The 13,860-nt window shown below is 42.1% G+C and carries 10 protein-coding genes and 1 other RNA gene; 2 read left to right on the forward strand and 9 right to left on the reverse strand.

The annotated features are described in order from the left end of the window. On the reverse strand, window positions 1-95 hold a 95-nt coding region (locus B4F91_RS07215), incomplete at its 3' end, for a 30S ribosomal protein S6 (protein ID WP_414704604.1). 408 nt (window positions 96-503) lie between these two features. Between B4F91_RS07215 and B4F91_RS07220 the strand changes: the two genes are divergently transcribed. Then, a complete protein-coding gene (locus tag B4F91_RS07220) occupies window positions 504-1,703 on the forward strand; it encodes an alpha/beta hydrolase-fold protein (protein WP_286936885.1) in 1,200 nt (399 codons plus the stop codon). A 286-nt stretch (window positions 1,704-1,989) separates the two neighbouring features. On the opposite strand, the gene B4F91_RS07225 is transcribed toward B4F91_RS07220, so the two are convergent. From B4F91_RS07225 to B4F91_RS07240, 4 genes are read right to left on the reverse strand one after another with little or no spacing between them, the layout of a single operon-like run. Then, entirely contained in the window at window positions 1,990-3,156 is a 1,167-nt protein-coding gene (locus B4F91_RS07225; RefSeq protein WP_288635505.1) for an FAD-dependent monooxygenase, read from the reverse strand. After that, the gene (gene ubiH, locus B4F91_RS07230) at window positions 3,153-4,340 is read right to left on the reverse strand and encodes a 2-octaprenyl-6-methoxyphenyl hydroxylase (RefSeq protein ID WP_286936880.1); all 1,188 of its coding nucleotides are present in this window, start codon (window positions 4,338-4,340) and stop codon (window positions 3,153-3,155) included. Before ubiH ends, B4F91_RS07225 begins: the two co-directional genes overlap by 4 nt. A 15-nt stretch (window positions 4,341-4,355) precedes the next feature. Further along, window positions 4,356-5,678: a Xaa-Pro aminopeptidase gene (pepP, locus tag B4F91_RS07235; RefSeq protein WP_024031620.1), complete on the reverse strand. Its 1,323-nt coding sequence runs from the start codon at window positions 5,676-5,678 to the stop codon at window positions 4,356-4,358. Window positions 5,679-5,703: 25 nt separating this feature from the next. Continuing rightward, the gene (locus B4F91_RS07240; protein ID WP_004589599.1) at window positions 5,704-6,258 is read right to left on the reverse strand and encodes a UPF0149 family protein; all 555 of its coding nucleotides are present in this window, start codon (window positions 6,256-6,258) and stop codon (window positions 5,704-5,706) included. 193 nt (window positions 6,259-6,451) lie between these two features. Between B4F91_RS07240 and ssrS the strand changes: the two genes are divergently transcribed. Then, a non-coding RNA gene (ssrS, locus tag B4F91_RS07245) (6S RNA) lies at window positions 6,452-6,635 on the forward strand. A gap of 141 nt (window positions 6,636-6,776) precedes the next feature. On the opposite strand, the gene B4F91_RS07250 is transcribed toward ssrS, so the two are convergent. The 4 genes from B4F91_RS07250 to B4F91_RS07265 all read right to left on the reverse strand — a co-directional run bounded on the left by B4F91_RS07250 (window position 6,777) and on the right by B4F91_RS07265 (window position 13,433). After that, window positions 6,777-9,860 (reverse strand): efflux RND transporter permease subunit, encoded by a 3,084-nt coding sequence (locus B4F91_RS07250; RefSeq protein WP_054983838.1) that lies wholly within the window; start codon window positions 9,858-9,860, stop codon window positions 6,777-6,779. Next, window positions 9,857-11,173 carry an efflux RND transporter periplasmic adaptor subunit gene (locus tag B4F91_RS07255; RefSeq protein WP_264391131.1) on the reverse strand — a complete coding sequence of 439 codons (1,317 nt, stop codon included), beginning with the start codon at window positions 11,171-11,173 and terminating at the stop codon, window positions 9,857-9,859. Before B4F91_RS07255 ends, B4F91_RS07250 begins: the two co-directional genes overlap by 4 nt. Continuing rightward, window positions 11,163-12,578, reverse strand: a complete 1,416-nt coding sequence (locus B4F91_RS07260; protein WP_055254799.1) for a TolC family protein — start codon at window positions 12,576-12,578, stop codon at window positions 11,163-11,165. Before B4F91_RS07260 ends, B4F91_RS07255 begins: the two co-directional genes overlap by 11 nt. A gap of 222 nt (window positions 12,579-12,800) precedes the next feature. Then, the gene (locus tag B4F91_RS07265; protein ID WP_055254966.1) at window positions 12,801-13,433 is read right to left on the reverse strand and encodes a putative quinol monooxygenase; all 633 of its coding nucleotides are present in this window, start codon (window positions 13,431-13,433) and stop codon (window positions 12,801-12,803) included. Between the last annotated feature and the right edge of the window lie 427 nt (window positions 13,434-13,860).

A 13,860-nucleotide genomic window follows, 5' to 3' on the forward strand; every position in this document is an offset into this window, starting at 1 on the left:
GCTTCAGTGATAGAACCAGTATAACGTTCGATCATACCAGATACTTGCTCACTCTGATCAGGGTGAACCATGAATACGATTTCGTAATGACGCATGGATATTCCTTACGGTTAATAGAGCCTTCTACCGTTTCGGCCGGTCGGTTTAAGGCAAGGAATTAATAGTGTAAAAGCCGAAATGAGCGCGCATTTTACGCTTAGATGGATAATTAAGCAAGCAGGTTTTTTAAGCTTTGATAGATAAGTGTTAAAGCTATCAGCTATCAGCTATCAGCTATCAGCTATCAGCTATCAGCTATCAGAGTGATATTAATATGCGTTCGCTTTATATCAACAAGCAGAGTTAGGATAAGTGCGTTGGGTTTGTGTAGACGTAAAGCTTGCTTGCGTAAAAAGCGCAGCTTTTAATTACTTACCCCCTCCATTTGCGCCTAAAATATAAACATTTACTCAAACCTAAAGCCGTGTAATTATTGAGCAACACATTATTTAATAAGGATATTTATGAAGCTCTTACTATCATTTGTATTTGCACTTACTTTTAGTACCTCTTTTTTAAGCCACGCAGACACTGCTACAACCGAAATAACCGTTGGTAAAAAAGTCATTTTACAATCAAAAATACTTAACGAAGACAGGCCTATCAGAATTTTCATACCTGACACTGTAAAAGACGATCAGCCGCTTTATATTATTTATTTACTAGATGGTGTTGAGCACTTTCATACGGCGTCAGGTGTTATAAAATCCTTAGTTGATTACGAACAAATACCTAATGCCATGCTTGTTGGTATTGATACAACAAACCGCGTGCGTGATTACTTACCTAAAGTAGATGGTGAGCCGAAAACTGAGTTTCAAACCTTTGTAAAAAATAAATGGCCCGATGCTGGACAAACCGACAATTTTTTAAAGTTTGTGTCTGACGAGCTCATGCCCTACATAAATAGCAATTACTCAACTAACGGCTACAACACCTTAATTGGTCACTCTAATGCTGGTACATTAGCGCTTTACACTTTAGTTAATCAGCCTGAATTATTTAACAACTACATAGCTATTAGCCCAAATAGTTGGTGGAGTGACGAAGAGTTAAAAAATAATATTATTAAATACACTAAAAACCCTAAAGGCACTCAAGAGTTATTTATTAGTGTAGCGAGTGAAGGCGCACGTTTTTATACAGGCGCATTAAATACGTTAGTAAATTTAGAACAACAAATGCCCACACAGCTAAAATGGGAATATAAGCATTACCCTACTTTTACTCATATGGGCACTATACTGCCAGCCCTTAGCGATAGCCTAATTCACTTATTTAGTGACCTAATTTTTAACGTAACTGATGAGCACGGAAAGTTTGCCGATGTATCACTTATCACAGGTTACTACCAAGCACTGAGCGATAAGTACGGATTTGAGCTTAAAATTCCACAAGATGTGTACGTAGAGTTTGCCCACAGCCAGCAAAAGTTTGATAACACTAAAAAAGCGATAACTACACTTAAACACTTTACTCGTGATTACCCTAATGCTGCTTACTCCCACATGCGATTGTCGCAAGGCTACACGGCTGACAAACAGTTTAAAGAAGCTGTTGCCAGTATGAAACACGCACTAAAACTTGCTAAACAAAACTCGCGCGACCCACTGTTAATTGATGCACTACAAGATATGGTAAATGAAGCCCAAGCCAATTTGTAACTGATTTAACGCAAAGCGCTTTTTAACTAACGATAATTACGAGCTACGCTCGTCGCGTCAGCAAGCTAAACGCCTACAGGTAAAATTAAGCTCAGTGTTAAACTTTGCATGTAGACGCTGAGCTTGCTCGCGTGAAAAGCGCAATTTTTAATCTGTTTAAAGCCACTTAAAAACAAAAAACCGATGTTTAAACTAAACATCGGTTTTTCTTTACTGATAGCTGATAGCTAAAAACTAACCACTTTACTTTATCTGTTGGGTTTCGCTTCGCTCTTCCCAACCTACGTTATTTGCCTATCGCTTCTTTGGCGAATAGGTGTTTTATTAGGCCTAGGTTATCAACGAGTGACAGCCCGACTCCACGTATCAGCTTTTTAACCGGGTTGGCACCTTCAAATAACTCTTTAAGCCCTTGCATCATGGCTATATGCTTTTGCGCATCGAGCTTGCGGGTGCGCTCGTAATCGCGAAGTGTACGGGTACTCGCAAACTCTTTACTATCACTTGTCAGTAGTTCAATTAAATACGCGGCGTCTTTTAGGCCTAGGTTCATACCAAGCCCTGCAAGTGGGTGAATGGTGTGTGCTGCATCGCCCATTAATACCACTTTGCCGCTTACCCATTGCTGGGCGTAGCGCATTTTAAGTGGAAATGCTGCGCGTTTACTTTGCACTTCACACAGCCCGCATTGGCCATCTATGGCTGCCATTACAGCTTTATTAAAAGTAGTGTCGTCCATTGCTAGCAATTCATCGCAATGATTAGGGCTGGTAGACCACACAATAGAGTGGGTATTTGCATCGCTAAGTGGTAAAAAAGCCAGTGGTCCAGTTGGTAAAAACACTTGGCGTGCGGTGTTTGCGTGTGGCTCTTTGGTTTTAACCGTAGCAACCAATGCATGATGGTCGTAATCTTTAAAGCTTAGCGCCATATTAAATTGTTTACGAATAGCCGAATTTGCGCCATCGGCCGCCACCAGCAGCTTAGCAATAATAGGCTCGCCGCTTTTAAGGGTTATAAATACGTCGGACTCACTTTGGTGTATTTGTTGATACTCAGTATCAAACATCAGTGTGGCACTTGGTTGTTGCTCTAGCTCTTTTATAAGTGCAAAACGAATAATATCGTTTTCAACTATATGGCCTAAGTGCTCAAGCTCAAGTTGCTCGTTATTAAAGGCTATTTTACCAAAGCTGTCGGCATCGCGTACGTCCATATGCGTATATGCACACGCTCGCTCTGCCATTATGTGTGGCCATACGTTTAATTGCTCAAACAGGTTTTGGCTTGCAATACTCAGCGCACTTACGCGCAAGGCATATTCATCACTTGGCGGTAATTGCTTTGGCGCGGCGTCTAGCACCACAACACTTACATTGGCTTTAGCGAGTCCTAACGCGAGGGTTAAGCCTACGCAGCCACCACCCACTATACAAACCTGTGCTTGCTTCATAAACGTGTACCTTGTTTAACTTGCCCCATTAGCTGCTTGGCCAACGGTGCTTTTAATGCGGGAAATAAATCCATTGAGAAAAGCCCAATGCTGCGCCCAAGCGCTAATACCCGTGACGAGTTTGAAAAAAGCCTAACCAGTGCATCGGTTAAACTCATTACGGTATTTATATCGCTGCTACGCTTTTGTGAATACTCACGGGTAAACGCATAACTGCCTAACTCGTTTTTACTTGTTGCAATTAAATTACTAAGTACTTGTACATCACGCAGGCCTAAATTAAAGCCCTGCCCTGCAATGGGGTGAATAGCATGAGCAGCGTTACCAATGACTACCGTACGATGCGCTGTTAATGATTCAGCTTGGCCATATACTAGCGGGTATCTTGTGCGTGTGCCCACTTTTGTAAATTGCCCTGCCCGATAACCAAATGCACTTTGCAGCGCGTTTAAAAAATCATTTTCGTTTAAGGCTGTATGCTGCTCAACGTGCTGTTGCTTCATGCACCACACTAACGAATAACGGCTATTGCTCATTGGTAAAAGTGCCATCGGGCCGTGCTCGGTAAAGCGCTCATACGCATGGTTGTTATGCCCGCCTGCTACTTCAACATTGGCTATAATAGCGCCTTGTTCATAGGGCTGAGTATTAAAGCCTAAACCAAGTAAGTTACGGGTTGGAGATTGCGCACCATCGGCAATAACCAGTAGCTTAGTATTAAGTTGCTCGCCGCTTTGTAAAGTAACCTCATTACTGTTTAGGCTTTGCTTGATAGCGCTTACGCTATCGGGGCAATAAAGTGCAATACTCGCTTGCGTTAAACGCTGATACAGTGCGCGGCCAAACGGGTTTACCTCAACCACGTAGCCTAATGACGGTTTAGCAAACTCGTCGCAACTAATATGCGCTTTACCAAAGTGACCACGATCCGACACGCTTACTTTTTTTATTGCTGCTGTATATGGCGCACTTGGCTCAAATAAATTTAACTGCTGTAAATACTCAACCGACTGCTGTGCAAGGGCAATACTTCTGTCGTCAAAACTTGGGTGGTAATCACCCGTTACTTGGTTTGCCTCTACTACCGCAATAGCGAGTGAAGGGTTTGTTTTAGCAATGCTTAGCGCACAACTTGCCCCTGCAAGCCCGCCCCCAATAACAACGACATCAAACTGCTTAGCCACTTTATTTCTCCAAGCTTATGCGCTTTTTGCACTTTGCATAAGTGCTTCTATATCGTTTATGGTTTTAGGCACACTCAGGGTGAGGTTTTCATGCCCTGACTCAGTAATAAGTAAATTATCTTCGATACGAATACCAATGCCTTTATATTGCTGCGGTGCGTTTGAATCTTCACTAATGTAAAGCCCAGGCTCTATGGTTAAAACCATGCCTGGCTCAAATGCGCGCTCAACGTTGTTTTGTTTGTAATCGCCTACATCGTGAACATCAAGGCCTAACCAGTGGCCAAGGCCGTGCATGTAATATTCTTTACAGGCACCTTTTGCCATTAACTCATCAAAGTCGCCGGTTAAAATACCTAAATCAAGTAAACCTTGAGTCATTACTTCCATTGCACGTTTATTGGCATGCGACATAAAGCCGCCGGGTTTAACTTCTTCAAAGGCCACTTCTTGCGCTTTAAGTACAATGTTATAAAGCGCAGCTTGAGGTTCGCTAAACTTGCCATTAACCGCAAAGGTACGCGTAATATCGGCAGCGTAACCTTGTAACTCACACCCTGAGTCAATTAATACTAGATCGCCATCTTTTAGCACATCGCTATTTTGCGTGTAGTGCAAAATATTAGCGTTATCGCCACTACCAACAATGGTGCCGTACGCAGGATGCGGCGCTCCGTTCATTGCATAATGATGATGCAGCTCTGCCTCTAGCTGAAACTCTGTAGCACCAGGGTGTGAATAACGCATTGCACGCATATGCCCACGGGCACTTATTTCGCAGCCTTCACGCATAATGTTTACTTCGCTTGGCGATTTAAACAAGCGCATTTCGTGAATAAGACCACGCACATCTTTTATCGTACTCGGTGCCTGATAGCCTTTTTTAGGCGCGCTGCGAAGTGTGTTTAACAAGGTAAATACTTTGGTATCAAAACTTGGGTAAGCGCCTTGTGCATAAAATAAAATCTGCTGACCGTTAACCAAATCTAATAATTGTTCAGTTAGCTCACTTAATGCGTAAGTTTCGTCGAATAAGTACTCATTTTTAGCTTTTTCGAAGCCAATTCTGCGGCCGTGCCAAATTTCGGCCAGTTTATCTTTATCAAGACAAAATAACGTACTTGGCGTATCGCTGTTATTACACAGCACTAAAACGGCATCGGGTTCGTTAAAGCCGGTTAAGTAAAAAAAGTCGCTGTCTTGTCTAAATGCATATTCAGTATCGCGGCTACGCGTTACTTCACTGGCCGCAGGAATAATGGCCACACTATTTGCATCCATTTTCGCAAGTAAACGCTCACGGCGTGCTTTAAATTCTGACTTTTGTATTTCAACCATGCTTTAACAACCCGCTTTATTTAGATTAATGTAGTGTTTTTTTAGGTGCTTTTTCTTTGCCAAGCTCGGCAAAACAAAGCAATGCCGATACACGTACATATTCAATCACTTCATGCAGGGCTTGGCTGTCTTCTTCGGTTTCGTCAAACATGGTATCTAGGCGTGTAATTTCGCTAAAATCACTAATAACTTCTTTTACATCTGCCGATAACTTACCGTAATCTTTTTGTTTTAAACCAAATCCAAGCATAAACCCTGCAACCCATGATACGAGACCATTGGCTTGATCGATGAGTGTTTCATCATCGCTTGGTAAAAATAAATCGAACGCAAAAGCTTCATCGTTAAAACTTGCTACCACTTGCTTATAAATGGTGCCAAAAAACTGCTTTAGGTCGTTGCTAAACGCTTGGCCATCATTAAATACATCACTTAATAGGCCTAAGTATTCTTTGTCATCAATACTTAAACCACACGCTAGTAATCCACTAATTACGCCGTGCGCTTCTGCCGGTGAGACAAAAATTTCGTTTTTTTCTAAAAGCAGCTGGGCTTTTTGGTAATCTGGTAAGTCGCTCATGTTTATATCTTCGCTTTGCTAGTTAAGGCAATGCTACCACTCGATAAAAAGCAACTCCAATTAATTGTATGATCCTGCTCAAAAAGTAGCATGATAAGTAAATAGCGAGTTACCAGCGGGCAAAAACTGCTCGAACGGTTCAATTTTTTACGTTTGGGGTTTAAGGAATGGATTATGTCTTATATACTGAACTTGTTCCCTGGGGTGCCGGAGTTTGGTTAAGTCCCTGAGCCGATAAATTTTATACCAGGATTTCTGTTCGTCTACTATTGTGCAAGCTCGGCATGTACCGAGAAGCCTACGGTAGACCGCAGCTTTCCGCCCTGAAACCTTCTGGTTTCAGGACTGACGCCGGACACCGCACGCTTGGGGAACACTTTTCTTATTTTTCTGTTTTTGCATTTTTTGCTACTCCCCTGTTTTTAAATACCCTTTATTACCTTTATAAATTTTTAGCAAAAAAAAGCTGCAATTGATATTAATCAACCACAGCTTAGTCCTAGAACACATTTCGTTATTTATCTAAACCAGCTTTGAAAACGCTCCATCAGCATATAGTTTACTGGCACTAATATAAGCGTAATAAACGTAGCAAACACAATACCAAAGCCAAGGCTTACTGCCATTGGAATTAAAAACTGTGCTTGTGTCGCCTTTTCAAATAGTAGCGGCATTAAACCAATAAAGGTGGTTAAACTTGTGAGCATTACTGGGCGAAAACGTGCAGCCCCTGCAAGTTTAACCGCATCAATAATCTTGCCGCCTTCACTGCGTTTTTTATTAATAAAGTCGACCAACACAAGTGAATCGTTAACCACCACACCAATAAGTGCCAACATACCAAGTAAGCTCATAATGGTTAACTCCATCCCCATAACCCAGTGCCCTATTACAGCGCCTATCATGCCAAACGGAATAACGCTCATTACAATAATTGGCTGCATGTACGATTTAAGCGGTATCGCTAATAGTGAGTAAATAATAAAAAATACAAATAACAATGCCCAAGCGAGCGAGCCAAACGACTCTCTTTGCTCTTTAGCTTCACCTTCTAGCTTGTAATCAACACCTGGGTATTGCTGCATTAATTCATCTAAATACTCAGTTAGGTCGGCTTGCAGCGCGGTCATGTTGGTATTGCTTTTTTCTATGTCGGCAGTTACGTTAAGTGTGCGGTAGCGGTCTATTCGATTAATCGTAGATGGGCTTTGCCCTGCTATTAATGTGGCTACATGAGAAAGTGGCACCGAGCCGCCCGTAGGCGTAGTAATAAGTATATTTTGTAAGTCGGCTACAGAGCGGCGCTCTTCAATAGGTAGGCGTACCATAACGCGCACATCGTCACGCCCGCGTTGAATACGCTGCACCTGCGAGCCAAAAAACGAGTTACGTACTTGGTTTGCTACATCAACTCGGTTTAAGCCTAAAGCAAAGCCTTGCTCAGTAAGCTCTATTTGCAACTCTTCTTTACCATCAGACATGCTATCGGCAATATCAAATACGGTTGGGTAAGTACTTAAGCGCGCTTTAACGCTTTCGGCAATTTTTTGTAACGTATCGAGCGATGTACCACTTAGCTGCACATCTATAGGGTCTGAGCTGCGTCCTATTTCGGCCCTAAAGGTTACGCTTTCGGCGCCAGGAATAATCCCTATTAAATCGCGCCACTCACTTACCAGCTCACGTGAGCCAATGTCTGAGTCGCGGCTCTCTGCAGGGGTTATTTCAAAGCGCACACTGCCTGAGTTAGACACGCCACCACGCCCACCGGTTGAGGCTAAAATATTTAATATAACGCTTTCGCCGGTATCTTCATCGCGGTATTTGTCTTGCAATAACTGCGCTTTTTGCGACATATCCATTACATACTTATTGGTAACTTCAAACGGCGTGCCTGTTGGCAAGGTTAATGTTACTCGTACGGTTTCGCTTGGGATACGCGGAAAAAATACAAACTTAGTCCAACCACTAGTTATTAAAGTTAAAATTATAAAAAACACGCCAACAAACAAACTCACCGTCGCTAATTTATAGCGCAATGCTTTAGCTAAAATAGGCTGATAGTATTTTAAAATAGCGCTTTCAAATCCGTCTGCAAAACGCTGCTGAAGTACTTCAAGCTTTGATGATTTTGTTTTTTGATTACGTAGTTTTATGTACTTTAAATGAGCTGGCAGCACAAACTTAGACTCAATTAACGAGAACAGTAATACCGGAATAACCACCACCGGAATTTGTGCAAATAAGGCACCCCGTGCGCCTTCAATAAACGCTAAAGGTAAAAAGGCCGCTACGGTTGTTAGTACCCCAAAGGTAACTGGTGTTGCAACTTCTTGCGTGCCTAAAATGGCAGCTTGTTCGCCCGACTCTGCGGTTTTTAAATGAGTATAAACGTTCTCCCCCGTTACTATGGCGTCATCCACCACAATACCCAGTACTAAAATAAAGCCAAATAAGCTCATAATATTAAGGGTTACACCAAAAATAGGCATCGCAATAAATGCGCCCATAAACGAAACCGGAATACCAATAAACACCCAAAATGCGATGGCTGGGCGTAAAAATAGGGTTAGCAAAGCCAGTACTAAAATGCCCCCTTGTAGGGCACTGCTGGTTAGCGTAGCAATACGGCTTTTTACAACTTGAGAGTCGTCATCCCAGTAACTTAATTCAAAACCTTGTGGTAAGGAGCTTTGCTTGGACTCTATGTAGTTTTTTACATCATCTGCGACATCTATCGCACTTTGCGGCCCTATGCGGTATACATCTATAAAGGCGGCTTGTTTACCATTAAAGCGTGTACGTACTGGGGTCTCTTCAAAGTCATCATTAATGCTTGCTATATCACCTAAGCGTATTACTGTACCGTCGCTTTGATTTTTAACTACAATGTTAGCAAATTCATCTTTTCGGTAAGCTTGCCCTTTTGAGCTTATAAGTACATCGCCCCCTTCTGTTTTTAAATTACCAGCCGAAATATCAGAGCTCGACTTAGCCACAGCGGTAGATATTTGCGCAAGGGTTAAGTTGTATTGGCGAAGTGTATCTTGACTTACTTCTATGGCGAGCTCGTAATCGCGTACACCACTTAGCTCAACCTGCGTAACATTAGGAAGGCGTAAAATATCGTCGCGTACTTGCTCGGCGTATTCTAAGGTTTCTTTTTCACCGTAATCGCTCGCTACGGTAACAGCTATTACTTCGCGTTTTCGTTCGGCAAGCGCCACAATAGGCTTTTCAGCATCGGCCGGAAAAGTGTTTATAGCATCTACACGGCTTTTTATATCGGCTAATAACTCGCGCGGGTCGTAGCCACTTTCTACTTCTATGGTCACCGACGCAGAGCCCTCTGATGAGCGGCTAGAAATTTGCTCTATACCTTCTAAATCTTGAACGGCTTCTTCTATTCGAATGGTAACCCCTTGCTCTACATCCTCAGGGGTTGAGCCGCGCAAAGTAACGCTTACACTTATGCGATCTGTTTCAAACGATGGAAACACCTCAAGCGGTATTTGACTCGATAAACTAAATAAACCCGATAGCAGTAACGTAATAAGCAATAAATTGGCTGCTACATGGTTTTTTGTAAACCAAGCAATCATGGCTTATCTCCTTGTGCAGCGCGGCGTTTTTGTATTAGCTCTTCAACACTAATTCCCATTTCTTGCGCTTTTTTTTCTAGCTGCTCACGCGATGGACGCTTACCTTTGCCTGCGCCATTTGGGCCTTTTGCTCGCATATTTTGCGTATCGGTTTCGCCTAAAATGCTTACCGCTGTGCCTGAACTTACTTGCCCAAGCGGTGTAATTACTAACTTATCGCCTGCATTAAGGCCTGTTTTTACCATAGCTTGTGTAGCATTTTGCCATGCAAGCGTAATGTTTTTACGCTTTAGCAGCCCCTCTTCAACCACATACACGTAGCTGCCTTGGTAAATAGTACTATTAGGGATTATTAACGCATCAGGCACTGTTTTACCGCTAATTTGCGCAGTGATGTATTGCCCAATTTTAATTGGGTATTGGTTATTAGCCGTGGCTTTGTAAGGGTCATTTATTTGCGCAACAATATACAATTGCTGTGCACCTTCATCGATAGCGCCTTCAGTACGTATTATTTGCCCTTGCCATGTTTGCTCGCCCACTAAGTCAGATTTAAACTTAACGAGTGAGCCGGCTTGGTTTTTACTGCCATCTCTGTATTGCTCTGGCAAACTAATATACGAAAGGTCTTTATTTTTAATTGGTAAGCGCACTTCAACGCTGTCTATGGCATAAATAGTTGCAAGTTCTGTGTTTTCGCTTACCACTTGGCCAAGGTCTACATTACGACTAAGCACACGCCCAGCGTAAGGCGCAGTAATTTGGGTGCGCTCTAAATCAAGCTGTGCTTTTTCAAGTGCGGCTTGTGCTGAAAGTACTTGTGCTTGTGCAGCCGCTAGTTGGGGCTCGCGAAGTACTAAGCTGCTCGCTTGCGATGAGCCACCTAAACGCTTCCAATCAGTAATTGCTTGTTGGCCGCGGGCTTTTTCTTCTAACAAACTTTGCTCTGCAGTAAGTAATGCTGCCTGCGCCGATTTAACCTCAGCTTGATGATCTCTATCGTCAAGCTGTAGCAGTACATCGCCTTTTTCAAAAAAACCGCCCTCTCTAAAATCATCACTTACTTTATTAATTTGCCCAGATGCTTGAGCAACTAACAAACTTTGAGTACGCGGCTTTACCGTGCCATAGCTATCGATAAAAATTAAGTAATCTTGTGGCTCAATCTTTTTTACCGATACGCTCACCGTGGCTTTAGGAGGTGAGCCAAAACGTTTTGCTTCAGGTGGATTACCCTTAATAAACATAACAATTAAAATGGTGGCCACCATCACTACGGCTGGGATTAAAAGTTTTGCTGATTTAGTTTTCATCGTTATTGCTCTTAGGTTCGCTTGTTGGGGCGTTAAAATCGCCGCCAAGGGCAACGTATAGGTTTATTCGGTTAGCAATTAGCTGGTTTTTTGTTTCAATGAGTGAGCTTTGCGCATCAAAAGAGCGCGACTGGGCATCAAGCACTGTAGTGTAAGTTACTAAGCCGCTTTGGTACTGCTCAAACGACAGTTGCTCTGCTGCAAGGGCGTTTTCTTGCGCCTCTAGCGTGCTTTTATAACTGGCTTGCAAGGATTGCTGCTGAGTAATTGCGTTTTCAACATCGCTGAATGCATCGTACAAGGTATCTAAATATGCTTGTTCTTGTTTTTGTGCATTTAAGCGTGCTACTTCTTCATTTGCTTTTAGCTGGCCACCATTAAATATTGGCGCAGAAATACTGCCTAATAAAGACCACGCTAAGCTTGATGGCGAGAATAAATCGCTCACTCTATCGGTGCTATCACTCACGCTTGCTGATAAGTTTAAACTAGGGAAACGCTGTTTATGTGCATAGGCTAGGCCTGCATCGCTTGCTAATAACTGGTACCAGCTTGCGCGCAATTGAGGCTTGCGTGTAATTAGCTCAGAGGGAATACCGGTATTAATTGGCGAAAGAAAAACAGGCAGTTCAACCTCTGCTGATATATCGCCTTTGGGGTAGCCGCCTAATAAGCGCTCTAAAGAACGCGACGCGCTTACAAGCGTGGCTTGTTGATTAGCAATACGCGTACGCTCGTTATTAAGCTCATTACGGGCTAAATATACATCGAGTGCTTCATTAATACCTTGGCGGTAGCCCGATTCAATAATATCTAAGTTTTGCTGTGCGTTTTCTTCTCGGCGTTTATATAAATCGAGTAACTGCTGGGCGGTTACTAAATCAAACCAGCCGGTGACAACATCGGCCACCAATTGCTGCTTAGCTTGCTCAAAACTAGCTTGTTGCGTTAAGTAGTTTAGGTTGGCTTGGCGTTTAGCATCAGATAACTTACCCCACACATCTACTTCATAGCCTAGCTCTAAAGTGACAGAGCTGGCATTATCATAACTTACAGGTCTATTGTCTTTACTGCGCCTAGTTTGCGCAGATAAATCAAGATCGGGCCAAAGCGCAGAGCCTGAAATTATTAATTGCTGCTTTTGTATTTGTACATCGTAGGCACTTTGCAGCAAAGCCTGATTATTATTAAGTGCTTTATTTACAAGGTTTTCAATGTAAGGGTTTTCTAACGTTTGCAGCCATTGCTGATCTACTGCAAGTGCATTTTGTGCTAAACCATGTTGCCATGTCGCTGCAATGTCGCTGGGTGCTTGCTCGCGCTGCTGAGGGTTTAGCGTACCCGCACAGCCGCTCAACAATACCAAGCTAAGAGCCAATAAAGTTGGCTTAGTTTGCCAAATCATAGTTAACCTAAATTACTGCCATTTATGAATGTAATTCAAGCACTTTGGCAAATTTTGCTCAACTTACTTTACATAACATTACATACGTTGCGATGAATTAACATAATAGTCAGTTATTATAAAAACCGGCAGGGAATTTGGAGGGTATTTATACAAAAAAGCAAATAGCGTGTAATACACTATTTGCTAAATGGGATAAGTAATGTTGTTAAACACAAGCCTTTAAATTTCTTTAACGAAGCTCATATATTGCTGCATATCGCCAACAACTGCTTGCGCTAATAATTCGCTTGTTTTTACTGCGTACGGCTGTTTAAAGTGAATATCCCACAACGCAGATTCACTGCGCCAATGTTCATAAACAACTAATGTATCGTCGTTATTTTCAATACTATATAAATCAAACACTAAGTTACCAGGCTCCTGGCTGCGCGTTTGCGTTACATGAGTTGCGAAACGCTCAATGACTTTATTTTTAAAACTTGGCTTAATCTTAAAAATAAAAAACACAATACATATATCATCTTCAGGGTTAACAACTTTTGTATTGCGCTCATGCAGCGGAGCTGGCACTGTATTTTCTAATAACATGACCTGTGGCGCCGATTGGCTGATTTCAGGCAACGCATTTAATAACGTTTGTGTGTAATCCTGTGCGCCATGGTAATCAACTGCATTTTGATCTTCAAAACGCTCATAAGCAAAAAAGACGCCTGGCTCGTTTTTATCCTGATATAAACGCATCTCTATAAGACCTGTTTCGGCTTTAGCGCCTTGCTTGTCTTCTTCTAGTAGCGCTTTAAATTGTGCGATGTGCTCGTCTTTAATTTCAAACTTAACAATTTGCGTGATCATAATTAGCTCCAGCTTTAAATTACTTATACCAATACGCTTAATCAAGTGATCTATTTTGAGGCTCGAAAATCATGTTGGTAGCTAGGCAAAAAATTCGCTATTTAGTTGTTATAAATAAGAATTTTTAACGCCGGTAGCGACACGTTTAGCCCCGAAAAATGATTAAGTATTACTGCGGATTGGCATTATTAAGGCTAAAGGTACCCTGCACTTTATTACTTAAATCAATCATATTGAGTGAGTAAATGGAGTGAGTAATAACAGCACCTAACCTTTTGATAAGGTAATTATGCGCATGCAAACAAGGGAGAAAAAGAGAGGATATACCCAATTAATATGGACTGTTTTGTCCATAATAAATTTTAAGCAAAAAAAAGCCCTGCATGTGTATGCAGGGCTTTAATATAAATGGTGCCTCGACCCGGAA

This window comes from Pseudoalteromonas sp. UBA6610 (assembly GCF_002433295.1).
GTDB classification, from domain to species: Bacteria; Pseudomonadota; Gammaproteobacteria; order Enterobacterales; family Alteromonadaceae; genus Pseudoalteromonas; species Pseudoalteromonas atlantica.